25 protein-coding genes and 1 pseudogene are annotated in these 26208 nt (G+C 61.7%); 22 read left to right on the top strand and 4 right to left on the bottom strand.

Going from position 1 to position 26208, the window contains the following annotated elements; translation table 11 throughout:
* The first annotated feature begins 68 nt into the window (after positions 1-68).
* The 20 genes from gatA to moaC all read left to right on the top strand — a co-directional run bounded on the left by gatA (position 69) and on the right by moaC (position 21915).
* Positions 69-1520: an Asp-tRNA(Asn)/Glu-tRNA(Gln) amidotransferase subunit GatA gene (gene gatA / locus AWT75_RS08095; protein WP_062788755.1), complete on the top strand. Its 1452-nt coding sequence runs from the start codon at positions 69-71 to the stop codon at positions 1518-1520.
* A gap of 64 nt (positions 1521-1584) precedes the next feature.
* Positions 1585-3012 carry an Asp-tRNA(Asn)/Glu-tRNA(Gln) amidotransferase subunit GatB gene (gene gatB / locus AWT75_RS08090; RefSeq protein WP_062788752.1) on the top strand — a complete coding sequence of 476 codons (1428 nt, stop codon included), beginning with the start codon at positions 1585-1587 and terminating at the stop codon, positions 3010-3012.
* Positions 3013-3383: 371 nt separating this feature from the next.
* Complete coding sequence (gene mraZ / locus AWT75_RS08085) at positions 3384-3830, top strand: division/cell wall cluster transcriptional repressor MraZ (protein WP_045846497.1); 447 nt, start codon at positions 3384-3386, stop codon at positions 3828-3830.
* Positions 3827-4789, top strand: a complete 963-nt coding sequence (rsmH, locus tag AWT75_RS08080; protein ID WP_062788750.1) for a 16S rRNA (cytosine(1402)-N(4))-methyltransferase RsmH — start codon at positions 3827-3829, stop codon at positions 4787-4789. The genes mraZ and rsmH overlap by 4 nt, the downstream gene beginning before the upstream one ends.
* Positions 4786-5058 (top strand): cell division protein FtsL, encoded by a 273-nt coding sequence (gene ftsL / locus AWT75_RS08075; protein ID WP_045846495.1) that lies wholly within the window; start codon positions 4786-4788, stop codon positions 5056-5058. The genes rsmH and ftsL overlap by 4 nt, the downstream gene beginning before the upstream one ends.
* On the top strand, positions 5058-6809 hold the full coding sequence (locus tag AWT75_RS08070; RefSeq protein WP_045846494.1) for a peptidoglycan D,D-transpeptidase FtsI family protein: 1752 nt from the start codon (positions 5058-5060) through the stop codon (positions 6807-6809). Before ftsL ends, AWT75_RS08070 begins: the two co-directional genes overlap by 1 nt.
* An 11-nt stretch (positions 6810-6820) precedes the next feature.
* Positions 6821-8299, top strand: a complete 1479-nt coding sequence (locus tag AWT75_RS08065; RefSeq protein ID WP_062788748.1) for a UDP-N-acetylmuramoyl-L-alanyl-D-glutamate--2,6-diaminopimelate ligase — start codon at positions 6821-6823, stop codon at positions 8297-8299.
* On the top strand, positions 8296-9672 hold the full coding sequence (locus tag AWT75_RS08060) for a UDP-N-acetylmuramoyl-tripeptide--D-alanyl-D-alanine ligase (protein WP_062788746.1): 1377 nt from the start codon (positions 8296-8298) through the stop codon (positions 9670-9672). Before AWT75_RS08065 ends, AWT75_RS08060 begins: the two co-directional genes overlap by 4 nt.
* A gap of 1 nt (position 9673) precedes the next feature.
* Positions 9674-10759, top strand: coding sequence for a phospho-N-acetylmuramoyl-pentapeptide-transferase (gene mraY, locus AWT75_RS08055; RefSeq protein WP_045846492.1), 1086 nt, complete (start codon positions 9674-9676; stop codon positions 10757-10759).
* 12 nt (positions 10760-10771) lie between these two features.
* Positions 10772-12148 carry a UDP-N-acetylmuramoyl-L-alanine--D-glutamate ligase gene (gene murD / locus AWT75_RS08050; RefSeq protein ID WP_062788743.1) on the top strand — a complete coding sequence of 459 codons (1377 nt, stop codon included), beginning with the start codon at positions 10772-10774 and terminating at the stop codon, positions 12146-12148.
* Positions 12145-13302: a putative lipid II flippase FtsW gene (ftsW, locus tag AWT75_RS08045; protein ID WP_045846490.1), complete on the top strand. Its 1158-nt coding sequence runs from the start codon at positions 12145-12147 to the stop codon at positions 13300-13302. The genes murD and ftsW overlap by 4 nt, the downstream gene beginning before the upstream one ends.
* A gap of 120 nt (positions 13303-13422) precedes the next feature.
* The gene (gene murG / locus AWT75_RS08040; RefSeq protein WP_062788801.1) at positions 13423-14511 is read left to right on the top strand and encodes an undecaprenyldiphospho-muramoylpentapeptide beta-N-acetylglucosaminyltransferase; all 1089 of its coding nucleotides are present in this window, start codon (positions 13423-13425) and stop codon (positions 14509-14511) included.
* Between the two features lie 39 nt (positions 14512-14550).
* Complete coding sequence (gene murC / locus AWT75_RS08035; RefSeq protein ID WP_062788740.1) at positions 14551-15945, top strand: UDP-N-acetylmuramate--L-alanine ligase; 1395 nt, start codon at positions 14551-14553, stop codon at positions 15943-15945.
* 53 nt (positions 15946-15998) lie between these two features.
* Positions 15999-16910: a D-alanine--D-alanine ligase gene (locus AWT75_RS08030; protein ID WP_062788738.1), complete on the top strand. Its 912-nt coding sequence runs from the start codon at positions 15999-16001 to the stop codon at positions 16908-16910.
* Complete coding sequence (locus AWT75_RS08025) at positions 16900-17616, top strand: cell division protein FtsQ/DivIB (RefSeq protein ID WP_239689511.1); 717 nt, start codon at positions 16900-16902, stop codon at positions 17614-17616. Before AWT75_RS08030 ends, AWT75_RS08025 begins: the two co-directional genes overlap by 11 nt.
* A 54-nt stretch (positions 17617-17670) precedes the next feature.
* On the top strand, positions 17671-18882 hold the full coding sequence (gene ftsA / locus AWT75_RS08020; protein WP_218645090.1) for a cell division protein FtsA: 1212 nt from the start codon (positions 17671-17673) through the stop codon (positions 18880-18882).
* Positions 18883-18977: 95 nt separating this feature from the next.
* Positions 18978-20162, top strand: a complete 1185-nt coding sequence (gene ftsZ / locus AWT75_RS08015; protein ID WP_045846485.1) for a cell division protein FtsZ — start codon at positions 18978-18980, stop codon at positions 20160-20162.
* A 117-nt stretch (positions 20163-20279) separates the two neighbouring features.
* Positions 20280-21191 carry a UDP-3-O-acyl-N-acetylglucosamine deacetylase gene (gene lpxC, locus AWT75_RS08010; RefSeq protein WP_062788799.1) on the top strand — a complete coding sequence of 304 codons (912 nt, stop codon included), beginning with the start codon at positions 20280-20282 and terminating at the stop codon, positions 21189-21191.
* A gap of 2 nt (positions 21192-21193) precedes the next feature.
* Complete coding sequence (locus AWT75_RS08005) at positions 21194-21373, top strand: hypothetical protein (protein ID WP_045846484.1); 180 nt, start codon at positions 21194-21196, stop codon at positions 21371-21373.
* Between the two features lie 62 nt (positions 21374-21435).
* Positions 21436-21915, top strand: a complete 480-nt coding sequence (gene moaC / locus AWT75_RS08000) for a cyclic pyranopterin monophosphate synthase MoaC (protein WP_045846483.1) — start codon at positions 21436-21438, stop codon at positions 21913-21915.
* A 34-nt stretch (positions 21916-21949) separates the two neighbouring features.
* On the opposite strand, the gene AWT75_RS07995 is transcribed toward moaC, so the two are convergent.
* From AWT75_RS07995 to AWT75_RS07980, 4 genes are all read right to left on the bottom strand, one after another.
* Positions 21950-22348, bottom strand: coding sequence for a lysozyme inhibitor LprI family protein (locus tag AWT75_RS07995; protein WP_062788735.1), 399 nt, complete (start codon positions 22346-22348; stop codon positions 21950-21952).
* Positions 22349-22374: 26 nt separating this feature from the next.
* Positions 22375-23289: a DMT family transporter gene (locus AWT75_RS07990; RefSeq protein ID WP_062788733.1), complete on the bottom strand. Its 915-nt coding sequence runs from the start codon at positions 23287-23289 to the stop codon at positions 22375-22377.
* A 151-nt stretch (positions 23290-23440) separates the two neighbouring features.
* On the bottom strand, positions 23441-23962 hold the full coding sequence (locus tag AWT75_RS07985; protein WP_161937734.1) for a CNP1-like family protein: 522 nt from the start codon (positions 23960-23962) through the stop codon (positions 23441-23443).
* Between the two features lie 13 nt (positions 23963-23975).
* The gene (locus tag AWT75_RS07980; RefSeq protein ID WP_045846479.1) at positions 23976-24755 is read right to left on the bottom strand and encodes an NRDE family protein; all 780 of its coding nucleotides are present in this window, start codon (positions 24753-24755) and stop codon (positions 23976-23978) included.
* A gap of 117 nt (positions 24756-24872) precedes the next feature.
* Between AWT75_RS07980 and AWT75_RS07975 the strand changes: the two genes are divergently transcribed.
* Complete coding sequence (locus tag AWT75_RS07975) at positions 24873-25103, top strand: sulfurtransferase TusA family protein (protein WP_062788728.1); 231 nt, start codon at positions 24873-24875, stop codon at positions 25101-25103.
* 58 nt (positions 25104-25161) lie between these two features.
* Positions 25162-26195 (top strand): annotated as a pseudogene (gene pyrC / locus AWT75_RS07970) (dihydroorotase).
* Positions 26196-26208 lie beyond the last annotated feature (13 nt).

The following is a 26208-nucleotide window of genomic DNA, read 5'->3' as shown; positions in this document are numbered from 1 at the left end:
GCGAAACCCGTCCTGCAGGCCGGGTGCTTCTGCTCACTGATCCCAGCTTAACCGGATATCAAGACAAAATGACGAACGCCACCCTCAAGCAACTGTCGCAACAACTGGCGGCGGGTGCGGTGTCGAGCGTGGAATTGGCCACGCAATACCTGGACCGCATCGAGGCGCTGAACCCGCAGCTGAACGCCTTCATCACCGTGGACCGCGCCCGCACCCTGGCCGATGCCGCGGCAGCCGACGCTGCCCGTGCGGCTGGCAATGCCGGCCTGCTCACCGGTGTGCCCATGGTCCACAAGGACATCTTCTGCCAGCAGGGCTGGAAAACCAGCTGTGGCTCCCGAATGCTGGACAACTTCATCTCGCCCTACAGCGCGCATGTGGTGGAACAGTGCAATGCCGCTGGCCTGGTGACGCTGGGCCGCGCCAATATGGACGAATTCGCCATGGGCTCGTCCAATGAAAACAGCTACTACGGTGCCGTGAAAAACCCGTGGGACCTGAAAGCCATTCCTGGCGGCTCGTCCGGTGGTTCCGCCGCTGCTGTTGCTGCACGCCTGACGCCGGTGGCCACCGCCACCGACACCGGCGGTTCCATCCGCCAGCCAGCCAGCCACTGTGGCGTCACCGGCATCAAGCCCACTTATGGTGTGGTATCGCGCTACGGCATGGTGGCTTATGCCTCCTCGCTGGATCAGGGCGGCCCGATTGCCCAGACCGCCGAAGACTGCGCGCTGATGCTGAACGTGATGGCCGGTTTCGACGAGCGTGACTCCACCAGTCTGGAACGTGCCCGCGAAGACTACACCCGCGACCTGAACCAGCCGCTGGCCGGTTTGCGCGTGGGTCTGCCGCGCGAGTACTTTGCCGACGGCCTGGATGGCGACGTGGCCAAGGTGATTGAAGACGCCGTGGCCGAGCTGAAAAAGCAGGGCGCACAGGTGGTGGACATCAGCCTGCCCAATACCGAGCTGTCCATCCCGGCCTACTACGTGATTGCCCCGGCCGAGGCCTCCACCAACCTGTCGCGTTACGATGGCGTGCGTTACGGCCACCGTGCGGCGGATTACAAAGATCTGGTGGACATGTATGAGAAGACCCGCGCCGAAGGTTTCGGCGCCGAGGTCAAGCGCCGCATTCTGGTGGGCAGCTATGTGCTGTCGCACGGCTATTACGATGCTTACTACCTGAAGGCGCAGAAAATCCGCCGCTTGATTGCCAACGACTTCACCGCCGCATTTGCACAGTGTGACGTGATCCTGGGGCCGGTGGCACCGACTGCCGCCTTCAATATCGGCGAGAAATCCGGCGATCCGGTACAGATGTACCTGTCCGACATCTACACCCTGTCGGTCAACCTGGCCGGCCTGCCCGGCATGAGCGTGCCGGCCGGTTTCGACCGTCAGGGCCGTCCGGTGGGTTTGCAGATCATCGGCAATTATTTTGGCGAAGCAAAAATGCTGAATGTGGCGCATCAGTTCCAGTTGGCTACCGACTGGCACACCCGCGCTCCCGCCCTGTAATCAAGACCGTAGCGGGGCGGCGCAGCGTCCGCCCCTGTCGGCATAGCAAAAGGATTTCTCCGCGATGAAATGGGAAGTCGTCATCGGTCTTGAGGTGCATGTGCAGCTCAACACCGCTACCAAGATTTTTTCCGGCACCAGCACCGCCTTTGGTGCCGAGCCGAACACCCAGGCCTCGGCCGTGGAACTGGCCTTTCCCGGCGTGCTGCCGGTGATGAACAAGGCCGTGGTGGAAAAAGCCATCCGCCTTGGTCTGGCGCTGGGTTCCAAGATCAACCAGAAGAACGTATTTGCGCGCAAAAACTACTTCTACCCCGACCTGCCCAAGGGCTACCAGATCAGCCAGATGGAGCTGCCTATCGTCGAAGGCGGCGTATTGCCGATTCTGGTGGGCGAGGAAGAAAAACTGGTCAAACTGACCCGTGCCCACATGGAAGAAGATGCCGGCAAATCGCTGCATGAAGACTTCAGCGGCATGACCGGCATCGACCTCAACCGCGCCGGCACCCCGCTCCTGGAAGTGGTGTCCGAGCCGGACATGCGCTCGCCGGAAGAAGCCGTGGCCTATGCCCGCGCCCTGCACAGTCTGGTGATGTGGCTGGGCATTTGCGACGGCAACATGCAGGAAGGCAGCTTCCGTGTGGATGCCAACGTTTCGGTGCGCCCGTTCGGTCAGCAGGAATTCGGTACCCGCCGCGAAATCAAGAACCTGAACTCCTTCCGCTTCCTGGAGCAGGCCATCAAGTATGAAATCCAGTGGCAGATCGACACCCTGGAAGATGGCGGCCGCGTGGAACAGGCAACCGTGCTGTTCGACCCGGACAGCGGCGAAACACGCATGATGCGTAGCAAGGAAGACGCCCACGACTACCGCTACTTCCCCGATCCGGACTTGCTGCCGGTACGCATCAGCGATGAGCAGATCGCCCGCATCCGCAGCGAAATGCCGGAACTGCCCAGCGCCATGAAGGCCCGCTTTGTCGAAGCCTTCGGCGTATCAGCCTACGACGCGGCCCTGCTGACCGGCAGCCGCGCCACGGCAGAATATTTCGAAGCCGTTGCCCAGGCCTCCGGTCAGGGCAAGCTGGCCGCCAACTGGGTGAATGGTGAAATCGCCGCCCGCCTGAACCGCGAAGGCAAGGATATTGGCGATTGCCCGATCTCGGCCGAACGCCTGACCGGCCTGATCCAGCGCATTGCCGACAACACCCTGTCCAGCAAGCTGGCCAAGCAAGTGTTCGATGCCTTGTGGGATAGCGATCTGTCTGCCGATGCCATCATTGAGCGTGATGGCCTCAAGCAGGTGTCTGACGTGGGTGCCATCGAGAAAATGGTGGAAGAAGCCATTGCCGCCAACCCCAAGGCGGTGGAGGAATTCCGCGCCGGCAAGGAAAAGGCACTGAATGCCTTGGCCGGTCAGGTGATGAAAGCTTCCAAGGGCAAGGCCAACCCGGCCCAGGTGCAGGAAATCCTGAAGCAGAAACTGGCCTGATCCGGGCCTTTGAGCTTCAGCAAGCGGAACGGCATGTACAGTGCATGCTGTTCCGTTTTTTCTTTTTCAAGTATTTCTTTCAGGTGCTGCGCAATCATCGCACGCTGTCTGATGTTCTTGTCATTAAAAATCATTGTGTTGCCTTCCTGCACCATTCCAGTTCATAGCTCACTTTGACAGTGCTTATTAACTCACTGATTTGACACGGAAAGCACATTTTCACCGTGCCGCTAAGTCATTGTCGCAAAAGGTGAATTAGCACCAAGTGATGTTGACCGTAGTGCAGTTCTTTCTTATAGTGGCGGAAAGTGGGGTGAAGTGGGTAAAAGTGGGGCGACGGCCCCTCAACTTTCAGCGGTGGTTTCCAGCTCATGATTGGTGGCGTCAGCATTGTCTCTCTTGATAGCAAGGGTCGTTTGGCCATTCCGGCCAGACACCGTGAGACACTGCTGTCCGCGTTTGGCCACAAGCTGGTGGTGACCCTCGAATCTCCCGATCATCTGCTGATTTACCCCGAACCCAACTGGCGTCCGGTCGAAGCCCGCCTTCTCGCCCTTCCCACCGGCAATCCCACGCTGAAACGCTACCAGCGCCTCGTGCTTGGCCACGCAGAAACGCTGGAAATGGACAGCGCCGGACGCATCCTGCTTCCCTCCCGCCTGCGCGATCTGGTCGGCCTCGACAAGGACGTGGCACTGGTGGGCATGGGTAACCGCTTCGAGCTGTGGAATGCCGAGGAATGGGACAGCCAGACCAATGACGCCCTGGCAATAGACCAAGCCGACCTGGCACAACATCTTGGAGACTTTACGCTGTGAACCCCACCCCGTTCGTGCATCGCACGGTGCTGCTTGCCGAGGCTGTCGAAGCACTCGCCATCAAACCTGATGGCGTGTACGTCGACTGCACCTTTGGCCGAGGTGGTCATAGCCGCTTGATCCTGTCACGGCTGGGCCCCGAAGGCCGGCTGATTGCCTTTGACAAGGATCCGGAAGCCATCGCCGAAGCCGAACGGCTGGCGGCAGAAGACAGCCGTTTCACCATTGTCCACAACGGTTTCGAGACCCTGGGTCAGGAACTGGCCCGCCTGGGTGTGGCCACGGTGAATGGTGTATTGATGGATCTGGGCGTGTCCTCGCCACAGATCGACGATGGCCGTCGCGGATTCAGTTTCCGTTTCGACGCGCCGCTGGACATGCGCATGGACACCACCCGCGGCATTACCGCCGCCCAGTGGCTGGCCAGTGCGGAAGAAGACGAAATCAAAGAGGTCATCAAGACTTATGGTGAAGAGCGGTTTGCTCGCAAGATCGCAGCAGCCATTGTTGCGCAACGGGAGCTCGCTCCCATCCAGACCACGCGTGAGCTCGCCTTGCTCGTTGGGAAAAACGTCCGTACTCGGGAACCGGGTCAGGACCCAGCCACGCGTACCTTCCAGGCGATCCGGATCTTTGTGAACCGCGAGCTGGACGAGCTCAAGGCCGTCCTGCCGCAGGCGGCGCGCCATCTGGCTGAAGACGGCCGTCTGGCCATCATCAGCTTCCACTCGCTGGAAGACCGCATCGTCAAGCAATACCTGCGCGATGCCAGCAGTGTGGAAAAGCTGCCCAGCTGGGTGATGGTGCGGGCCGAAGACATGGCCCAGCCCCCACTCAACAGCGTAGGCAAGGCCGTGCGCGCCAACGAAGAAGAGATCCGTGAAAACCCCCGTTCGCGCAGTGCCATCATGCGTGTTGCCCAACGCACGGCTGCGCCGTGGCGTGAGGGGGATGCATGAACCGTCTGTGCGCGATTCTCCTGACTCTTGTGGTGGTGTCCGCCTGGTCGGTGGTCACGTCCCAGCACGTGTCGCGCAGGCTGTACAGCGACCTGCAGAAAGAGCAGAAATCCGCCCAGCAGCTGGAAGTGGAGTATGGCCAGTTGCAACTGGAGCAAAGTACCTGGGGTGCCCATGCGGTGATTGAAAAAGCCGCCAGCACCCGTCTGGGCATGCACACGCCCGACCCGCGCCAGATCCAGGTCATTACCCCGCGGGGAGGAGCCTGATGCGCACCAGCTACTCGGCCCACCAGCGTGAACGCATTGCGGATGCCAGCCCTGCCCTGAAAATGACGGCAGGGCGTGTGCGTTTTGTCTTGCTGATGCTTGGCATGCTGTTTCTGGCGCTGATCGGCCGCGCCATTTACCTGCAAGTGGTGCAGCAGGACTTCCTGCAAGGCCAGGGTGAGGCCCGTTTCCGCCGCGCGATGACGCTGGAAGCCAACCGCGGGGTGATTACCGACCGCAATGGCGAACCCTTGGCCATCAGCTCGCCGGTGCAAACCATCTGGGCCAGCCCGGCCGACATGGAACCCATCCCCCCGGCAAAGTTGCGCGAGCTGGGCAGCCTTTTGGACATCAGCCCGGAAGAGCTGGCTACCAAGCTGTCTGACCGCAAGAAGGAATTCGTCTACATCAAGCGCCAGATCAGCCCGGAGCTGGCTGACAAGGTGATGGCGCTGGGCATTCCCGGCATTGCCAAACAACAGGAATACCGCCGTTTTTACCCGGCTGGCGAAATCATCTCCCACATCATCGGTTTCACCGGGGTGGATGGCAAAGGCCAGGAAGGGGTAGAGCTGGCACGCGAAAAAATGCTGGCTGGCAAGGATGGCCGCCGCGTGGTGATCAAGGATCGCCGTGGCCACATCATTGAAGATGTCGCCGCCATTGAACCGCCCAAGGACGGGCAGACCCTGGCCCTGGCGGTGGATCACCGCATCCAGTATCTGGCTTACCGCGAAATCAAGGCGGCTGTGGAAGAAAACAAGGCCAAGGCCGGCAGTGTGGTGGTGCTGGATGCCAAGTCCGGCGAGCTGCTGGCATTGGCCAATTACCCTTCGTTCAACCCCAACAACCGGGTTGGCACCACGCCGGAAATGCTGCGCAACCGCGCGGTGATCGACCTGTTCGAGCCGGGTTCCACCATGAAGCCGCTGTCGATCTCGCTGGCGCTGGAACACGGCAAGACCACAGTCAACTCGGTGCTGGATACCCACACCTACATGATTGGCCCGGCCACCATCCGTGATGTGTCGCCACAACCCAGCCTGAACATCCTGGGCATCATCCAGAAGTCGTCCAACGTCGGTACCAGCAAGCTGGCGCTGTTGAGCAGCCCGCAGGATTTCTGGACCTACTACGACTCGCTGGGCTTTGGCCGCGCACCCAATACCGGCTTTCCTGGTGAAGCAGCCGGACGCCTGCGCGACTGGAAGAACTGGCGGCCCATCGAACAGGCCACCATGTCCTTTGGCTATGGCGTGTCGGTCAGCCTGATCCAGATGGCGCGGGCCTACACCATCTTTACCAATGATGGCGTGATGCTGCCCATCTCGCTGTACAAGACCAACAACCCGATGCCGGGCAAGCGGGTGCTGGGCGAAAAAACCGCCCACGAAATGCATGACCTGCTGGTCGCCAACAGCGAACCGGGTGGCGGTGCCGTTGGCGGCCGCATCATCGGTTACAGCATCGGCGGCAAGAGCGGTACCGCGCGCAAGCTGGAAGGCCGCACTTATGTGGCCAACAAGCACCGCGCACTGTTCATCGGCTTTGCCCCGGGCAAGAACCCCAAACTGATCGTGGCCGTGATGATTGATGAACCCACGGCCGGCAAATACTACGGCGGTGCCATTTCCGCGCCGGTGTTTTCCCAGGTGGCTGGCGGCGCGCTGCGCGTGCTGAATGTGCAGCCGGACGAGCCGTCCAATAACAGCTTGCTGCCGGATTCCACTCCGGTCCCTGCGGATTTTTGAAGAAACAGAACATGAAAAGTCGCCTGACAAGCTTGCCGGACTGGGATCCGGCAGAACTGAACCAGCTGGGCTTCCCCATCAAACGGGTAGAAGCGGACAGCCGCCGTGTATTGCCCGGCGATGTCTTCCTGGCCTGCCGCGGTGAATACACCGATGGCCGCGACTTCATCCCTGCCGCGCTGGAAAAAGGTGCGGCTGCCGTACTGTGGGATGCCGCCGACGGATTCAGCTGGAATCCGGACTGGCAAATCCCCAACCTGCCTGTCCCCGCTCTGCGCGAGCGGGCCGGCATGGTGGCCGCACATGTTTATGGCCAGCCCAGCCAGGCGATGACGGTGATCGGCATTACCGGCACCAATGGCAAGACTTCCATCTCCCACTGGCTGGCGCAGGCGTTTTCCTTGCTGGGCCAGAAAGCCGCCTTGATCGGCACCGTGGGTAACGGTTTTTATGGCGAACTGACCCAAACCACACACACCACACCGGACCCGGTCACCGTGCAGCAAAAACTGGCCGAATACCGTCGTCAGGGCGCGCATGTGGTGACCATGGAAGTATCCAGCCATGGCCTGGACCAGGCACGGGTGAACGGTGTGAGTTTTGCCACTGCGGTATTCACCAATCTGACCCGCGATCATCTGGACTACCACGGCAGCATGGAAGCCTACGGCGCGGCCAAGGCCAAGCTGTTCCACTGGGAAGGCCTCAAGCATGCGGTCATCAATGTGGACGACCCGTTTGGCCGCCAGCTGGTGCAGGACATCGATGCCAGCCAGACCCGGGTAGTCAGCTACGGCCTGACCCAGGGCGATGTGCGCCCGCTCAGCCTGACGGCAAATCTGGATGGTCTGCAACTGCGGGTCACCACGCCATGGGGCGAGGTAGAGGTGCGAACCGGTCTGGTAGGCCGGTTCAATGCCAGCAACCTGCTGGCCTGTCTCGCCACCCTGTGTGTCAACGGCATCAGCCTGGCGGACGCTGCCGCCGTGATGGCACGCATCCAGCCGGCGCGTGGCCGCATGCAGAGCATTGGCGGCAGTCACGAACCACTGGTGGTGATTGATTACGCTCATACCCCGGATGCGCTGGAAAAGGCACTGGCCACGCTGGCCGATATCCGCCCCGCAGGCAGCAAGCTGTATTGCGTGTTCGGTTGCGGTGGCGACCGCGATCCGGGCAAGCGCCCGATGATGGGCGAAATCGCCGAGCGCATCGCCGATGTGGCGGTGGTGACCAGCGACAATCCGCGTACCGAAAACCCGCAAACCATCATCGACCACATTCTGGCCGGCATGAGCCATCCCGGTCATGTTGAAGCCGACCGTGCCGCCGCCATTCATTGGGCGGTGAGTCAGGCGCAGGCGGGCGATATCGTGCTGATTGCCGGCAAGGGTCACGAGGAATACCAGGATATCGGCGGTGTGAAACACCCGTTCTCCGATTTCCGCATTGCCGAAGAAGCGCTGACGGCCTGGGGAGACAAGGCATGATGACCTTGCAGCAGGCCGCGCACTGGGCAGTTGGCACCCTGTCGGGCGCAGACGGGCAAGCCCGTTTGAGCCGCGTGGTGACCGACAGCCGTGCCGTACAGCCGGGCGATTTGTTTGTCGCGCTCAAGGGCGAGCGTTTTGATGCACATGACTTTGTGGCCGATGTACTGGCGCGCGGAGCCGTCGCTGCGCTGGTGGCAGAGGACTTTGCGCTCGACAACGCCAGCCTGATCAAGGTGGACGACACCCGGCTGGCGCTGGGTCGTCTGGCTGCCGGCTGGGCCGCCGCCCTGCCGGCACTGCGCGTGGGCATTACCGGCTCCAATGGCAAGACCACGGTCAAGGAAATGCTCAGCGCCATTCTCAAGGCCCATGCCGGAGAGCAGGCGGTGCACGCTACCGCCGGCAACTTCAACAACGACATCGGCCTGCCGCTGACCTTGCTGGGGCTGACTGCCGCCCACCGCTATGCGGTGCTGGAAATGGGCATGAACCACCACGGCGAGCTGACTTATCTGAGCAGCCTGGCCCGTCCGCAAGTGGCACTGGTCAACAATGCCATGCGTGCCCACATCGGCCATTTTGCCGATACCGCCGACATCGCCCGTGCCAAGGCGGAAATCTTCTCCGGCCTGCCAGCGGACGGCGTGGCCATCGTCAATGCCGATGACGCCAATATTGCGCTGTTCCGTGCTGCCGCCGGTACGCACCGCATCTGCAGCTTCGGCCTGCAGCAGCAGGCGGACATCAGCGCGCGTGACATCAGCCTGCAGGCACTGGGCAGCCGCTTTACCCTGTGCAGCCCGCAAGGCGAGCAGGCCATCAGCCTGCCGGCACCGGGCGAACACAATGTGCGCAATGCGCTGGCCGCAGCGGCCATGGCCCTGGCGCTGGACGTGCCGCTGGCGGCCATTGCTGCCGGTCTGGCGGTGTTCGGTAATGCCAAGGGCCGTCTGCAACAGAAAACCGGCCGTCACGGCGGCGTGGTGATTGACGACAGCTACAACGCCAATCCGGATTCGATGAAAGCCGGTATCGACGTGCTGGCCGGTTTGCCCGCACCGCACTGCTTTGTCATGGGTGATATCGGCGAGCTGGGCGAGACTGCAGCGCAAATGCATGCCGAGGTGGGTGAGCACGCCCGCCTGCGCGGCATTGCACAGCTGGTGACGCTGGGCGAACTCAGCCATCACGCTGCCGCCGCCTTTGGCGACGGCGCACACAGTTTTGATGATTTCACGGCGTTGGCCAGCTGGCTGGACGCCAATTTGCAAGCGGGAGCTTCCGTGCTGGTGAAAGGCTCGCGCTTCATGCGTATGGAACGGGTGGTGGAACACCTGACGACCGCAAAACAACAAGAAGAGGGAGTGTAAGGTGCTGCTCTGGCTAGCCGATCTGCTGGGTTCTCATATCCGGACTTTCAACGTTGTCTACTACGTCACCCTGCGTGCGGTGATGGCTGCGCTCACCTCGCTGACCATCTCGCTGATGATGGGGCCGTGGGTCATCCGCAAACTGACCGAGCTGAAAGTCGGCCAGGCCGTGCGCAACGACGGTCCGCAAAGCCATCTGGTCAAGGCCGGTACGCCGACCATGGGCGGTTCGCTGATCATGCTGTCCATCACCATCACCACCCTGTTGTGGGCGGACCTGTCCAACAAATATGTCTGGCTGCTGCTGGGTGTGATGCTGGGTACCGGTGCGCTGGGCTTTTACGATGACTGGCGCAAGGTGGTGTACAAGGACCCGAAAGGCGTGTCGGCCAAATTCAAGATGGTATGGCAATCCACCATCGCCATTGCGGCGGGTATTTTCCTGATTGCCACCGCCAAGCTGCCGGCCTCCACGGAGTTCATCGTGCCCTTCTTCAAGACCGTGGCTTACCCGCTGGGCGTGGTCGGCTTCTGCGTGCTGACCTATCTGGTGATTGTCGGCACCTCCAATGCGGTCAACCTGACGGATGGCCTGGACGGCCTGGCGGCGCTGCCGGTGGTGATGGTGGCCTCCGGCCTGTCCATCTTCGCTTACGTGGCTGGCCACGTGGTGTTTTCCAAATATCTGGGCCTGCCCTTCATTCCCGGTGCACATGAGGTCGTGGTGTTCTGTGCCGCCATCTGCGGGGCTTGCCTGGGCTTCTTGTGGTTCAACGCCTATCCGGCACAGGTGTTCATGGGCGATGTCGGCGCACTGGCGCTGGGCGCGGCACTGGGCACCGTGGCGGTGATCGTGCGTCAGGAAATCGTGCTGTTCATCATGGGCGGTCTGTTCGTGATGGAAGCACTGTCGGTGATGATCCAGGTGGCTTCGTTCAAGCTTACCGGCAAACGCGTGTTCCGCATGGCACCGCTGCATCACCACTACGAATTGAAGGGCTGGAAGGAAACCCAGGTGGTGGTGCGCTTCTGGATTGTCACCATGATGCTGGTGCTCGCTGGCCTGGCTTCACTGAAATTGCGTTAAGGACAAGGGCTCATGAACTTTGCTGATCGACACATCGCGGTAGTGGGGCTGGGAGGCTCGGGGCTGGCTGCCGCGCGCTATCTGGCTGCCCACGGCGCACGCGTGGTGGTGGCCGACAGCAAGCCCGCGCCCGAGCGCGTGGCCGAACTGCAGCGCCATGTGCCGGACGCCGAACTGCGCGCCGGCGCATTCGATGCCAGCACCTTTGCCGGTGTCGACATGCTGGTGCTCAGCCCCGGCGTGCCGCTGAAAAACCCGGCGGTGGATGCTTTCCGTCGCGCCGGTGGCGAAGTGGTGGGCGATGTGGAATTGCTGGCCCGCGCCATCAAGGGTAATGGCAGCAAGGTGATTGCCATTACCGGTTCCAATGGCAAGACCACCGTCACCAGTCTGGTCGGCCATCTGTGCCAGCAGGCCGGGCTGGATACCATCGTGGCCGGCAATATCGGCCTGGCGGTACTGGAAGCCCTGCTGGAACGCGAACAGTCCGGCAAGCAGCCGGACGTGTGGGTGCTGGAGCTGTCCAGCTTCCAGCTGGAAACCACGTACAGCCTCGCGGCCGATGCCGCCACGGTGCTGAATATTTCCGAAGACCATCTGGACCGCTACAACGACCTGCTGGACTACGCCCACGCCAAGACGGCCGTGTTTAACGGCCAGGGTGTGCAGGTGCTGAACCGCGACGACATCCTGGCCCCGGCCATGGTGCGCCCCGGCCATGTGGTCAAGTGGTTCTCGCTCAAGCAGCCGGTGGAATACAGCCTGATCCAGCAGGACGGTCAATACTGGCTTAGCGCACAGGGCGAGGCCGTACTGCCGCAAGCCAGCCTGCAACTGCAAGGCCTGCACAATGCCGCCAACGCCCTGGCCGCGCTGGCCTTGTGCGACAGCATCGGACTGGACCGCACTGCCCTGCTGCAAGGCTTGCAAAGCTTTGAGGGCCTGGCCCACCGCGTGGAGCTGGTGGACGAATTTGACGGCATCGCCTGGATTGACGATTCCAAAGGCACCAATGTCGGCGCTACCGAGGCCGCCCTCAATGGCATGACCCGCAAGGTGGTGCTGATAGCCGGTGGCGATGGCAAGGGCCAGGATTTCAGCCCGCTGGCACCGGCTTGCCAGCGCATTGCCCGCGCCGTATTGCTGATTGGCCGCGATGCCGGCCGCATCCGTGCCGCACTGGCCGACAGCGGCGTTGCGCTGCACGACTACGCCACGCTGGAAGAAGCCACCCGCGCCGCAGCTGAACTGGCTCAGCCGGGTGATGTGGTGCTGCTGTCGCCCGCCTGCGCCAGCCTGGACATGTTCCGCAACTACGCCCATCGCGCCCAGGTGTTTATCGACACCGTGGCTCAGATCAAGGCCGCAACCGGAAAGGGGCAGCCATGATCGTGCACTCGGCGCGCCGCTACACCGCCATCAAACCGTTTGACGAGGCATTGGCCTGGGCCCTGGCCCTGCTGCTGTCCATCAGCCTGGTGATGGTGTATTCGGCGTCGATTGCCTATGCCGAGGCCGATGTTGCCACGCAGAACCGTTATTTCTACCTGATCCGCCACATCATTTTCATGGTGATCGGCCTTTCCGCATCCTACGTGATGTTCCAGGTACCTACCCGCATCTGGCAGAAATACGCCGGCAAGTTGTTCCTGCTGGGCATCGTGCTGCTGGTGCTGGTGCTGATTCCCGGTATCGGCCGGGTGGTGAACGGTTCGCGCCGCTGGATCAACCTGTTCGTGCTCAACCTGCAGCCGTCGGAAATCATGAAGTTCGCCACGGTGATTTACGCCGCCGATTACACCGTGCGCAAAACCCACAAGCTGCACAGCCTGAAAGAAGGCTTTGCGCCGATGTTTGCCGCCATGGTGATGGTGGCCTTCCTGTTGCTGCGCGAGCCGGACTTCGGTGCCCTGATGGTGGTGATGTCCATTGCCATGGGCGTGCTGTTCCTCGGCGGCATCAATATGCGCATTTTCTCGGGCCTCGCGGTGATGGCGGCGGTGGCCATCGTGCTGCTGATCATTTCCTCGCCATACCGGCTCAAGCGGGTACTGGGTTTCATGGACCCGTGGGACGACCCGTATGGCAAGGGCTACCAGCTGTCGCACTCGCTGATCGCCATTGGCCGGGGTGAGTGGTATGGCGTGGGATTGGGCTCCAGTATTGAAAAGCTGTTTTACCTGCCCGAGGCCCATACCGACTTCATCATGGCGGTGATTTCGGAAGAATTCGGCTTTGTCGGCATCTGCGTGGTGATCGGCCTGTATGCCTGGGTGGTGCGACGTGCGTTTCACATCGGCGTGGAATCGAAAAAGCTGGAACGGTTCTTCCAGGCGCTGGTGGCGCAGGGCATGGGCATCTGGCTGGGTATTCAGGTGTTTTTCAACATCGGCGTGAACATGGGCCTGTTGCCCACCAAGGGCCTGACCCTGCCGCTGATGTCGTTTGGTGGTTCGGCCATGCTGATGAACCTCATCGCCATGGCCGTGCTGCTGCGGGTTGATTATGAAAACCGCCGCATCATGCGTGGCTACAAAGTGTAGTCACGCAGGACAAGCGCCGACAGGCGCGTAAGGGCGCAAGCCCGGTGGTGGCGGTTTCTGCGAGGCCGCAGGACGAAGCAAAAATCAGCGCATCATGCGCGGTTACAAGGTTTGATGAAGATGACGAACAGAACGGTCATGGTAATGGCAGCAGGTACGGGCGGACACATTGTCCCCGGCCTTGCCGTGGCCAAAGCGCTGCAAGCGCGCGGCTGGAAAGTGGTGTGGCTGGGTACCGAGCGCGGCATGGAAAACAAGCTGGTGCCGCCCACCGGCATCCCGCTGGAGCGGCTGGCATTCCATGGTGTGCGCGGCAAGGGCCTGATCGGCTCGCTCAAGGGCATGCTGCAGTTGTGCGGTGCGTTCGTGCGTTCGGCGCAGCTGTTGCTGCGTCATCGCCCGGATGTGGTATTGGGCATGGGCGGCTATGTCTGCCTGCCCGGTGGCGTGATGAGCGGCCTGCTGTGGAAGCCGCTGGTACTGGTGAATGCCGATGCCAGCCTGCTGTTGAGCAACAAGGCCTTGCTGCCGTTTGCCCGCAAGCTGGTGTGCGGTTTTGACGGCAGCGCAGCCAAGAGCGGGCCCAAGGCGCTGGTAACGGGTAACCCGGTACGCCAGGAAATCGAAGCCCTGCCGGCTCCGGCACAGCGTATGGCCGGACGCAGTGGCCCGCTACGGGTGCTGGTAGTGGGTGGCAGCCTGGGTGCGCGGGTGTTGAATCAGACCCTGCCGCAGGCGCTGGCACTGCTGCCAGAGGACAAGCGGCCGCAGCTGACCCATCAGACCGGGGAGGCGAACTTTGCCGAGGTGGAGGCAGCCTATCGTGCCGCCGGTCTGGAACAGGATGTGACGCTGTTGCCGTTTATCGATGACATGCCCAGCCGCCTGGCCGACTGCGACCTGATCATCTGCCGCGCCGGTGCCATTACGGTAAGCGAGCTGTGCGCAGCTGGCGTGGCCAGCATTCTGGTGCCGTTGGTGGTGTCCACCACCGCGCACCAGCGTGACAACGCCAAGTGGATGGCAGCGGAAGGCGCGGCCATCCATTTGCCGCAGCAGGAAATGACAGCACAAAAGCTGGCAGACGTTCTGGCTGGTCTTGACCGGCCCCGTCTGCTGGAACTTGCCAGCCATGCCCATGCATTGGCCCGCCCCGGCGCAGCTGCCCGGGTGGCCGATCTGTGCCAGGCGCTGGCGGACGAACAGTAATACGGCAGCCCCAAGCGGCCGGAAGCAACGAGAAAGAACATGAAACACAGGGTCAAACACATTCACTTCGTCGGCATCGGTGGTGTCGGCATGTGCGGCATCGCCGAGGTTCTGCTGAACCTCGGCTACACCGTGTCCGGTTCGGACATGGCCGATGGTGCCGCCACCCAGCGCCTGGCAAGCCAGGGCGCACGCGTGTTCTTTGGCCATGATGCAACCTATATGGAAGGTGCCGATGTGGTGGTGACTTCCACCGCAGTGAAGGCAGACAACCCGGAAGTCCTGCGCGCCCGCGAGCGCCGCATCCCGGTGATTCCGCGCGCCATGATGCTGGCCGAGCTGATGCGCTTCAAGCAGGGCATTGCCATTGCCGGCACCCACGGCAAAACCACCACCACCAGCCTGACGGCATCGGTGCTGGCGGCAGCCGGGCTGGACCCGACTTTCGTGATCGGCGGCAAGCTGACCGCAGCTGGCACCAATGCCAAGCTGGGTTCCGGCGAATTCCTGGTGGCGGAGGCCGACGAATCGGACGCGTCCTTCCTGCACCTGACGCCAGTGATGGCGGTGGTCACCAATATCGACGCCGACCACATGGACACCTACGACCACAGCTTCGACAAGCTCAAACAGGCTTTTGTCGACTTCCTGCACCGCCTGCCCTTCTATGGCCGTGCCGTGCTGTGCGTGGATGACCCGAACGTGCGCGAAATCCGCAGCCGCATCACCAAGCCGGTCACCACTTACGGTCTGGACGATTCGGCCGACATCTATGCCGACAACGTGGTTGCGGCCGGGGGCCAGATGCATTTTGACGTGGTGGTCAACAATGGCAGCCAACAGCGCTTCCCGGTGGTGCTCAACCTGCCGGGCCGTCACAACGTGCTGAATGCCTTGTCGGCCATTGCCATCGGTCTGGAATGCGGTGCGGATATTCCGTCCATCCAGCGCGGTCTGGCCGAATTTGCCGGTGTGGGCCGTCGCTTCCAGCGTTATGGCGAAGTGGCGCTACCTGACGGTGGCAGCTTCACTCTGGTGGACGACTACGGCCACCACCCGGTGGAAATGGCCGCCACGCTGTCCGCAGTACGCGGTGCCTTCCCGGACAAACGGCTGGTGCTGGCTTTCCAGCCGCACCGTTACAGCCGTACCCGCGATCTGTTTGAAGATTTTGTCAAAGTGCTGAACGGCGTGGATGCGCTGCTGCTGTCCGAAGTCTATGCCGCCGGTGAAGCGCCCATCGTGGCCGCCGATGGCCGTGCACTGGCCCGAGCGGTGCGCGTGTCGGGCAAGGTGGAGCCGCTGTTTGTCGAGCAGATTGCCGACATGCCGCGCACCATCATGGACATCGCCCGCGATGGCGATGTGGTGATCACCATGGGTGCCGGTTCCATCGGTGCGGTGCCGGGCAAGCTGGTGGCCGGCAAGCTGTAAGCGCCAGGCGAATTTTGGCGGGAGGGGACAGGCCCTCCCAGTAAGGAAGAGAAATGAAGCAGTACGGCAAAGTGGCAGTGATGATGGGTGGCAGCTCCGCCGAGCGTGAAATCTCGCTGATGAGCGGCAACGGCGTATTGAACGCGCTGCGTTCGCGCGGTGTGGACGCCCATGCCTTCGACCCGGCCGAAAAACCGCTGGCAGCACTGAAAGAAGAAGGCTTCGAGCGTGTGTTCATCATCCTGCACGGCCCGTTTGGCGAAGACGGCACTCTGCAAGGTGCACTGGAAACCCTGGGCATTCCGTATACCGGCTGTGGCGTGATGGCTTCGGCCATCTGCATGGACAAATGGCGTACCAAGCTGTTGTGGCGCGGTGCCGGCCTGCCGATTCCGGAGTTCGAACTGCTGGACGAAAACAGCGACTTTGCCGCCGTGGAAGCACGACTGGGCCTGCCGCTGTTCGTGAAGCCGGCGACCGAAGGCTCCAGCATTGGCGTGACCAAGGTCAAGCAGCCGGGCGAACTGAAAGCAGCGTTTGCGGAAGCCCGCAAGTACGACCCGCTGGTGCTGGCCGAGCGTTTTGTCGGTGGTGGCGAATACACCTGTGCCGTGATTGATGGCCAGGCCTATCCCACCATCAAGATCGAACCGGCCACCGAGTATTACGACTACCAGGCCAAGTATTTCCGCGACGACACGGTATACCGCTGCCCGTCCGGCCTGAGTGAAGAAGTGGAACAGCGCGCCCGCGCACTGTGCCTGCAAGCCTTCCAGGTACTGGGCGGTCAGGGCTGGGGCCGGGTGGATTTCCTGATGGATGAAGCAGGTGGCATTTACCTGCTGGAAGTGAACACCAATCCGGGCATGACCAGCCACAGCCTGGTGCCGATGGCCGCGCGCGCCCAGGGCATCAGCTATGAGGACCTGTGCCTGAACGTGCTGGATATGGTGCATGTGGGATAACCATCAGCTGCTGAAAGGCCTGGCCAATTTCCTGCTGGGTGCCTCGCTGCTGATGCTGTTGTATGCAGGTGGATTCTGGGTGACACACGCACCGGTGTTTCCGGTGAAGAAAATCCAGATCCAGGGACAGATGAAAAGAGTGACGCCGGAACAGCTGCGCTTCATTGCCGAGCACGAGCTGACGGGTACTTTCTTCACGCTGGACATCGACAAGACCCGGGCGGCGTTTGGCAAGCTGCCCTGGGTGCGGGACGCACAGGTGCGCCGGCGTTGGCCGGATGCACTGGAAATTGCAGTGGAAGAACATGTGGCGCAGGCGCGCTGGGGCGAAAACGGGCTGGTGGACAGCCACGGCGACCGCTTCGACGCCGCCAGCGACCAGCAACTGCCGGTGTTTCATGGCCCGGCAGGGGCAGAAAAGGACATGACAGCCATGCTGGCGCGTTTGCGTCAGGGACTGAAACCGACGGGGCTGGCCCCGCAGGAAATCTGGCTGTCACCGCGTCGGGCCTGGCAAGTGGACCTGGATAACGGCATCAAGCTGGACCTGGGTCGGGGTGACGTGGATTTGCGGGTGGAGCGATTCGCCCAGTACTGGAAAGACAAGCTGGCAGCGCTGCGTACCACATCGATTACGTGGACATGCGCTACCCCAATGGATTTGCTGTGCGGATGCCTGATTACAAAGCGCCGCCGGCACAAGTGAAAAAGTAATACCTAGCTGGAGCGACAGGTGAGCAAACCTAAGGAAAGCAAGAACATGCTGGTCGGCCTGGACATCGGAACGTCCAAGATCGTGGCGATTGTCGCGGAGGTCCTGGATGACGGCCAGCTCAACATCATCGGCATGGGCCAGACCCCGTCACGTGGTCTGAAGCGCGGCATGGTGGTGAATATCGAATCCACCGTGCAGGCCATCCAGCGTGCACTGGAGGAGGCCGAACTGATGGCCGACTGCAAGATTCACGAGGTGTTTGCCGGGATTGCCGGTTCGCACATCAAGAGCATCAACTCGCACGGCATGGTGGCCATCAAGGACCGCGAAGTCACCCAGATGGACATCGACCGCGTGATTGAAACCGCACGCGCCGTCACCATCCCGCCGGACCACCAGGTGCTGCACATCCTCACCCAGGAATACAGCATCGACGGCCAGGAAGGCGTGCGCGAACCGCTGGGCATGAGCGGCGTGCGCCTGGAAGCCAAGGTACACATCGTCAGCGGCGCGGTGTCTGCTGCGCAAAACGTCACCAAATGCGTGCGTCGCTGCGGTCTGGAAGTGTCCGACCTGGTGCTGCAACCGATGGCCTCGGCCATTGCCGTGCTGTCGGAAGACGAAAAAGACCTGGGCGTATGCCTGATCGACATCGGTGGCGGCACCACCGACATCGCCGTGTATGCCAACGGTGCCATCCGTCATACCGCGGTGATTCCGATTGCCGGTGACCAGATCACCAACGACATCGCCATGGCGCTGCGCACGCCTACCAAGGAAGCGGAAGACATCAAGATCCAGCATGCCGTGGCGCTGGTGAGCATGGCCGATCCGGGCCAGATGATCGAAGTACCGGGTGTGGGCGAGCGCGGGCCGCGCCAGATGTCGCGCGCCACGCTGGCCGAAGTGGTGGAACCACGGGTGGAAGAACTGTTCCAGCTGGTACAGCAGGAACTGCGCCGCAGCGGCTTCGAGGACCTGCTGTCCTCCGGCATCGTGCTGACCGGCGGTGCCAGCCTGATGCCGGGCATGGTGGAACTGGCAGAAGAAGTGTTCCACATGCCGGTGCGCGTGGGCGTGCCCAAGTATGTAGGCGGCCTGGCCGAGGTGGTGAAGACGCCACGTTTCTCGACCGGTGTCGGCCTGTTGTTGTACGGCAAGGACCAGATCCAGACCCATAGCGGACCCAAAGTGGAAAGCGCGGGTGTGGGCCAGCTGTTTGGCCGCATGAAGGCCTGGTTCGCCGGTAATTTCTAAGCAACGGCGGCCGGGTGGCCGCTGCTGTGATTTTTGTTTTTCGGGCAGCAGTAAATAGTGGAATGCAAGCTCATCTTAAACTTGAGGAGAGGCAAATGAGCGGAATGGTTTTTGAAGTAATGCAAGAGACCGCCAACGCGGCTGTGATCAAAGTGATCGGTGTAGGTGGCGGCGGTTGCAATGCCATCGACAACATGATCAGCAGCCATGTGCATGGCGTTGAATTCATCTGCGCCAATACCGACGCGCAATCCCTGCAGCGCAACAAGTCGCCGCAGAAACTGCAACTGGGCAACAACCTGACCCGTGGTCTGGGTGCCGGTGCCAACCCGGAAGTGGGCCGCAGCGCCGCGCTGGAAGACCGCGAACGCATTGCCGACGCCCTGCGTGGCGCCAACATGGTGTTCGTGACTGCCGGCATGGGCGGTGGTACCGGTACCGGTGCTGCCCCGGTGGTGGCTGAAGTGGCCAAGGAACTGGGCATCCTGACCGTAGGTGTGGTCACCCGTCCGTTCGAGCACGAAGGCAAGCGCCTGAAAGTAGCCCAGAGCGGTATCGAAGACCTGAAAAAGCATGTTGACTCGCTGATCGTCATCCCCAACGAAAAGCTGATGGAAGTACTGGGCGACGACGTGACCATGCGTGAAGCCTTCCGTGCCGCCGACGACGTGCTCAAGGGCGCAGTAGCCGGTATCGCCGAAGTGATTACCTGCCCCGGTCTGATCAACGTCGACTTTGCCGACGTACGCACCGTGATGGGTGAAATGGGCCTGGCGATGATGGGTTCTGCCTACGCCTCCGGCATCGACCGTGCCCGCGTGGCCGCCGAGCAAGCCGTGGCCAGCCCGCTGCTGGACAACATCACCCTGGAAGGCGCACGTGGCGTGCTGGTGAACATTTCCACCGCACCGGGTTGCCTGAAGATGAGCGAATACCGCGAAATCATGGGCATCATCCGTCAGTACGCCGACGAAGATGCACAGATCAAGTTCGGTACCGCCGAAGTGGAAGAAATGCCGGAAGACACCATCCGTGTCACCCTGATTGCCACCGGCCTGGGGCAGCAAAAGCCGGTACGCGAAGAGCGTCCGGAGTACATCAAGATCGTCAAGACCGGCACCGACGACCGTGCGGTGGAAGTCATCAACTACGACGATTTCGATACCCCGGCCATCATGCGTCAGGGCCGTCGCCGCGCTGCGCCGTCCACCGACTTCTCCAACCCGGAAGTGAGCGACAGCTATGACATTCCGGCCTTCCTGCGCAAGCAGGCAGATTAAGAAAGGTCTGCCAGGATAAATAGTTAAATACTATTAACGTGTGATTAGCAATCAATAAAGCATGGCGAAAGCCTGTGCTAGAATCGGGTTTTCCCGATTGCCTGAGAGCTTCACATGATATTCCAGCGCACGCTAAAACAAGCGATCAGCGCCACAGGTGTCGGCTTGCATTCTGGCGAGCGGGTGAAACTCACCCTGCTGCCGGCAGCGCCCGACACCGGCATCGTCTTTCGCCGAACCGACTTGCCCGAGCCGGTGGATGTGAAAGTCGAGCCTGCGCTCGTCAACGACACGCGCCTCTCCTCCACGCTGGTGACAGACACCGGCGTGCGTGTCGGCACGATCGAGCATTTGATGTCAGCCTTTGCCGGCTTTGGCATCGACAACCTTGTCGTCGAGGTGACGGCGGCGGAAATCCCCATCATGGATGGCTCCGCCGCCCCCTTCATTTACCTGCTGCAAAGTGCTGGTGTGGTCGAGCAGTCCGTGCCCAAACGCTTCATCCGGGTGAAACAGCCGGTGGAAATCGTCGAAGGCGACAAATGGGTCAGGCTGGACCCGCTGGACGGCTTCAAGATCACCCTGTCCATCGAATTCAATCACCCGGCTTTCAATCTGGCACCGCAAAAAGTCGAAATCGACTTTGCCAGCAGCTCTTATCTGGATGAAATCAGCCGCGCCCGCACCTTCGGCTTCATGCATGAAGTGGAATACATGCGCCAGCATGGACTGGGCTTGGGCGGCAGCCTGGATAACGCCATCGTGATTGATGATGAATACGTGCTCAATCCGGAAGGCCTGCGCTTCCCCGATGAATTCGTGCGTCACAAGATTCTGGACGCCATCGGCGACCTCTACATTGTCGGCCACCCGCTGATTGCCGCCTTCTCCGGCCATAAATCCGGCCATGCGATGAACAACAAGCTGCTGCGCAAACTGCTGGAAACCCCGGATGCCTGGGAATACGCCAGCTTTGTCGACCCGCTGGACGCCCCGTCCAGCTTCCATCGTCTGCCCGAGGCGGTGTAAGCATGCTGTGGTGGCGGCTGTGGGCGATTGTCATCATCCTGGCGTTTGGCTGGGCGGCCATCTGCTATGCCCTCACCCGCAACCCGCGCTACCTTCAACTCAGCCTGCGGCTGTGCAAATGGACGGGCGGTCTGGGGCTGTTGCTCTCCCTCTTCTGGCTGATTGGCAAATTGATCCGATAGCCGCACACTGCCAGCCATTCAAATCAGATGGCAGTCAGTGCTGCCGCTTGCTGGAGGTTTTGATGTCCGGACTGACGCATTTCGACGCCAGTGGCCAGGCCCACATGGTGGACGTGGGTGACAAAGAGGTCACCCGTCGCCGTGCGGTGGCGCAGGGCAGTATCCGCATGCTGCCTGCCACCCTGGCCCTGATCCGCGATGGCAATCATAAAAAGGGCGATGTGCTGGGCATTGCCCGCATCGCCGCCATCATGGCTTCCAAGCGCACTGCCGACCTGATTCCGCTCTGTCACCCCATCGCGCTCACCCGCGTGGCTGTTGAATTTGCGCTGGACGAAGCCGCCAGCAGTGTCGGTATTACCGTGACTGCCGAGTGCAGCGGCCAGACCGGGGTGGAAATGGAAGCCCTTACCGCAGCCAGCGTCGGCCTGCTCACCATTTACGACATGTGCAAGGCGGTGGACCGTGGCATGGTGATATCTGCCGTGCAGTTGCAGGAAAAAGAAGGTGGCAAGAGCGGGCACTGGAAGGCAGGTGCCTGAGCCACCGGCATCTTCCGCCATGCCGTGTAGCGTTTTATTGCAATGACGGGCAGTCCAGGTCGCCTTCCTTGCATTGCATCAGTTTTTGCAGCTCCTTGATGCGGTTCTCCGTCTTGCCGGTCAGGCATTGCAACCAGATGGTCGGGAAGATGCTGCCACCACTGACCTGGGCGGTTTCAAAGCGGCAAGCAGCATCCCGGTAGCCTATCCAGGCACGCTGGGCAACAGTCAGCCGTTGCTGGTCGTCGGCAGCCAGGCGCTGGCGGTACTGTTTGTAGAGGCTGTTCAGCTGTGTATCCGCCAGGTCATGCGTCTTGGCCGCGCAGACATTCATGTCCGTCTGCGTCATGGCATTCTGGCAGCTGTCGCTGGCAGCCAGCGCCATGCTGCTGCACAGCCCTGCCAGCAGCAGGCCGGTCAGACCGTATTTCATTGATGTTCCCTTTGTATTGTCCGGTTTCAGTCATGCAGCTCGGTCAGTTGCACCTGCTCCGGCCGCGCTTCGCGGCTGATCAATACCACCGCTGCCAGAATCAGCCCGCCACCCAGCACCTGGCTCCAGCCCAGCGGTTCGCCCAGTAACAGCCAGGCCAGCAGGATGGTGACCACTGGTTCTGCGGTGGAAATCAGCGAGGCCTGGGTGGCACCGGTTTGGGCCAGTCCGGACAGGAACAGTGCCAGTGCCGCCACTGTGCCAAAGCAGGCAATGCCCAATACCGACAGCCAGCCGTGCAGGCTGGCCGGGCCGTGAAAACCGGTACTGGCCAGATACACCCCGTAGCAACTGGCAGCGGAAAACACCACCACACAAGCGGACGTCAGCGGATCACACTCGCTGGTGTAACGGCTGCCGGCCAGGATGTACAGCGAATAGATGATGGCCGAACCCAGACCCAGCAGCAGTCCCAGCGGTTGGGCGGAGAGTTCCAGACCGATGGTGATCACCAGCCCGCCCAGCGCCAGTGCCAGCGCCAGCAGGCGTCTGCGGCTAAAGCGTTCACCCAGCAACAGGGTGGACAGCACCAGCACGATGGCAGGAAACAGGTAGAGCAGCAGGGCGATGGTGCCGGCGCTGGCATAGTGCAGGCCGGAAAAATAACAGGCGGCCATGCCGGCATAGCCCATGCTGCCCATGGCGATCAGCACCAGCAGTGCCCGGCCGCGTGGCCACGGCAGCTTCTTCCATAACACCCAGGGCAGCAGCAGGATGCCAGCCAGGAAAAAGCGCAGGAACAGCAGGCTGGGCGTGGACACGCCATCGGCGTAGGCAAAGCGCGCCAGAATGGCCATGCTGCCAAAACCGAGTGCGGAAAGCAGGATCTTGAACTGGGCCAGCGCCAGGGCGCTGCGCGGGGAGGGGGCAGGTGAAGACACAATACGGCCAGATGGGGGAAAGCCTTATTGATACCGCAATTTCACTTGCTTGTCATGACGAATGCACCGCGCTGGTGCAGGCAGGGCGACACAGGCCGTAACAGCCAGGCATCGCCCTGTGGCAGGGCGTCAGCTTTTCAGCGCCGCTGCTTCAGCGCCAGGGCGCGGCACGCAGCAGCTTGACCGCCTGTTCGGCAGATTTCGGTGCAGTCTTCTCTACACACAGGTCCTCGCGCAGGGCGCGGCGGGCCTTGTCATCGTATTCAATCTTGCGCCATTCCTCGCGCATGGATTCAATCCAGCGTTTGTTGATGCTGTCGCCAAAAGCATAGCTGCGGTAGGTATTGGCACTGCACTGGATGCCTTCCACGCTGAGGTTCTCGGCACCGGCCGGGCTTTGCACACGCAGGATCAGCCGTACCACGCCATCCTCACCCACCGTCATGCTCTTGCTGTCGGCAAAGTATTTGTTGGCCACTTCCGGGCCGACATAAAAACCGATCCAGTCCGGTGCCGTCGGGTAAGCCGGAATGCTGTATTTGCCTTCTTCCCAGGGCTTTACGTCTTCCAGCGCGTAGTTGGTGTTGTTGAAGCCCTTGTTGTATTCGCTGGCCTGGGCAGCCAGGGCCAGCAGCAGTCCGGCCAGGGCCAGACCAAATCGGGACAGATTCACGCACATCTCCTGCTCAAGGCTTGGCCGGGTGCTGGATTTGCCCCGGCCGGATGGTATAACGGCGGCGACCGGCTTCGCGGCCGGCCAACCCCCAGGTAAGTTCGGACAAGCTTACATCACCACGGGCCGATACGTTGAGCAGCATCGATGCGCGGGTGCCGTAATCGCGGCCCTGAATGAATACCGGCGACAACACCTTTTCCAGCGCCAGCCCCACCCCGGTGTTGGGCAACTGGCCCGGCCCGGCCGCGGTGGCATCGGCCAGCCAGGCAAAGGCTTCATCCTCGCCGGGCGGACGGCGCAGGCCGCGCAAGTGTTCGGCCAGGCGTTCGCTCTTGAACCATGGGGTGTCCAGCGTGGCATTGGACAGGGTGTGGATGCCGGGTGTCACCCGGGCAATGCGTGCGCCACGACTGTGAAAGTGGAACAGATCGTCCACCTTGCCGTACAGCAGGTTGAACGGTGCATAGTGCTGGTGGTTGTCGCGCAGCCAGTCGGCAAAGGCAAACGGGTCGTCATCGCCGGTGACAAAGCGCTGGACCAGCTCGCCGCGCGAGCGTTCCCCGCTCTTGCCATAGCCTTCGCGGAAGTTGGTCAGCGCGGCAAAGCGGCCACGGCCATCCACCATCAGCCAGCTGCCACCGGCCTGCAGGTCGCGCCCGCCAAGGGTATCGGTATGGCCTTCCCACCAGTCCAGCGCTGCGGCCGGGCGGGCATAGTATTCGTCGCGGTTGGCCAGCAAAACCAGCTGGCCCAGGCCGGGCATCTTGTAGGCAAAAGCAATCACGCACATGGCGGGCATTCCGATTTGGGAAGGGCTTGACGGGTGGCGTAAACTACTCGGATGGATAGCCGGTAGAATACTGCCTTCACCTCTGCATTGTAACGTAAAGACTGAGCGACACGCCCCATGACTCCCGACCGCCTGATTGACCTGTCCGGCCTCAACTGTCCCTTGCCCATCCTGCGCGCCAAGAAGGCGCTGGCCGATATGGCAAGCGGTGCCGTGCTGGAAGTGATTGCCACCGATGCCGGTGCACCCAAGGATTTCGAGGCTTTTTGCCGCCAGACCGGCAATGCCCTGCTGGAGTCCACCACCACGGCGGAAGGCAAGTTCCGCATGGTACTGCGTCGCAAGTAAGCCTGACCGCAACCGATACTGCCAGCCCAGACATAGACCCGACATAGAGCCCGAGCGCATGACGACACTGACCCTGATCCGCCCCGACGACTGGCACCTGCACCTGCGCGATGGCGCAGCCCTGGCTGCCGTACTGCCCGACACCGCCCGCCAGATGGGCCGTGCCATCATCATGCCCAACCTGAAACCGCCGGTGACCACGGTGGAAGCTGCCGCCGCCTACCGTGAGCGCATTCTGGCCGCACTGCCGGCCGGCAGCCGCTTCGAACCGCTGATGACGCTTTACCTCACCGACAACACCAGTGCCGAAGAAGTGCGCAAGGCGCGCGCCAGCGGTTTCGTGCATGGCATCAAGCTGTATCCGGCCGTGCCACCACCAATTCCGACTTTGGTGTCAGCAGTATTGATAAAGCCATGCCGGCGCTGGAAGCCATGGCCGAATGCGGCATGCCGCTGCTGGTGCATGGTGAAGTGACGGACTCCGCCATCGACATCTTCGACCGCGAAGCCGTGTTCATCGAACAGGTCTTCCAGCCACTCTTGGCCCGCCTGCCGTCCCTGCGCGTGGTGTTCGAACACATCACCACCAAGGATGCCGCCGAATATGTGGCCAGCGCGCCGGATAATATTGCCGCCACCATCACCGCGCATCATCTGCTGATGAACCGTAATGCCATCTTTGTTGGTGGCATCCGTCCGCATCATTACTGTCTGCCGGTACTCAAGCGCGAGCTGCACCGCCAGGCGCTGGTCGCCGCGGCCACCTCCGGTTCGGCCAAGTTCTTCCTTGGCACCGACAGCGCACCGCATGCCCGTCACGCCAAGGAAGCTTCCTGCGGCTGTGCCGGCATGTACACCGCCAATGCCGCCATCGAGCTGTATGCCGAAGCTTTCGAAGCGGCCGGCGCGCTGGACAAGCTGGAAGCCTTTGCCAGCCTGAATGGCCCGGCTTTCTATGGCCTGGCCCCCAATGCCGACACCATTACTCTGGTGAAGGAAAGTTGGACCGTGCCGGCCGAACTGGCCTATGGCGACGATGTGCTGGTGCCGCTGCGTGCCGGCGAGGCCATCCACTGGCGCATGCAGGACTGAAGTCAGTCCCGCT

The sequence above is a fragment of the Aquitalea pelogenes genome (assembly GCF_001515305.1).
GTDB lineage: Bacteria > Pseudomonadota > Gammaproteobacteria > Burkholderiales > Chromobacteriaceae > Aquitalea > Aquitalea pelogenes.
The sequence above is the reverse complement of the archived record's forward strand: the minus strand, read 5'-3'. Positions and strand labels throughout refer to the sequence as shown.

Excerpts from the sequence above, each read along its gene's own strand:
- AWT75_RS08005 (WP_045846484.1), top strand. The coding sequence starts at position 21,194 with ATGCTGTGGTGGCGGCTGTGGGCGATTGTCATCATCCTGGCGTTTGGC.
- mraZ (WP_045846497.1), top strand. The coding sequence starts at position 3,384 with ATGATTGGTGGCGTCAGCATTGTCTCTCTTGATAGCAAGGGTCGTTTG.
- ftsL (WP_045846495.1), top strand. The coding sequence starts at position 4,786 with ATGAACCGTCTGTGCGCGATTCTCCTGACTCTTGTGGTGGTGTCCGCC.
- gatB (WP_062788752.1), top strand. The coding sequence starts at position 1,585 with ATGAAATGGGAAGTCGTCATCGGTCTTGAGGTGCATGTGCAGCTCAAC.
- murG (WP_062788801.1), top strand. The coding sequence starts at position 13,423 with ATGACGAACAGAACGGTCATGGTAATGGCAGCAGGTACGGGCGGACAC.
- ftsZ (WP_045846485.1), top strand. The coding sequence starts at position 18,978 with ATGAGCGGAATGGTTTTTGAAGTAATGCAAGAGACCGCCAACGCGGCT.
- ftsW (WP_045846490.1), top strand. The coding sequence starts at position 12,145 with ATGATCGTGCACTCGGCGCGCCGCTACACCGCCATCAAACCGTTTGAC.
- murD (WP_062788743.1), top strand. The coding sequence starts at position 10,772 with ATGAACTTTGCTGATCGACACATCGCGGTAGTGGGGCTGGGAGGCTCG.
- AWT75_RS07975 (WP_062788728.1), top strand. The coding sequence starts at position 24,873 with ATGACTCCCGACCGCCTGATTGACCTGTCCGGCCTCAACTGTCCCTTG.
- AWT75_RS07980 (WP_045846479.1), bottom strand. The coding sequence starts at position 24,755 with ATGTGCGTGATTGCTTTTGCCTACAAGATGCCCGGCCTGGGCCAGCTG.
- AWT75_RS08025 (WP_239689511.1), top strand. The coding sequence starts at position 16,900 with ATGTGGGATAACCATCAGCTGCTGAAAGGCCTGGCCAATTTCCTGCTG.
- AWT75_RS08065 (WP_062788748.1), top strand. The coding sequence starts at position 6,821 with ATGAAAAGTCGCCTGACAAGCTTGCCGGACTGGGATCCGGCAGAACTG.
- AWT75_RS08060 (WP_062788746.1), top strand. The coding sequence starts at position 8,296 with ATGATGACCTTGCAGCAGGCCGCGCACTGGGCAGTTGGCACCCTGTCG.
- murC (WP_062788740.1), top strand. The coding sequence starts at position 14,551 with ATGAAACACAGGGTCAAACACATTCACTTCGTCGGCATCGGTGGTGTC.
- AWT75_RS08070 (WP_045846494.1), top strand. The coding sequence starts at position 5,058 with ATGCGCACCAGCTACTCGGCCCACCAGCGTGAACGCATTGCGGATGCC.
- ftsA (WP_218645090.1), top strand. The coding sequence starts at position 17,671 with ATGCTGGTCGGCCTGGACATCGGAACGTCCAAGATCGTGGCGATTGTC.
- moaC (WP_045846483.1), top strand. The coding sequence starts at position 21,436 with ATGTCCGGACTGACGCATTTCGACGCCAGTGGCCAGGCCCACATGGTG.
- AWT75_RS07995 (WP_062788735.1), bottom strand. The coding sequence starts at position 22,348 with ATGAAATACGGTCTGACCGGCCTGCTGCTGGCAGGGCTGTGCAGCAGC.
- AWT75_RS08030 (WP_062788738.1), top strand. The coding sequence starts at position 15,999 with ATGAAGCAGTACGGCAAAGTGGCAGTGATGATGGGTGGCAGCTCCGCC.
- gatA (WP_062788755.1), top strand. The coding sequence starts at position 69 with ATGACGAACGCCACCCTCAAGCAACTGTCGCAACAACTGGCGGCGGGT.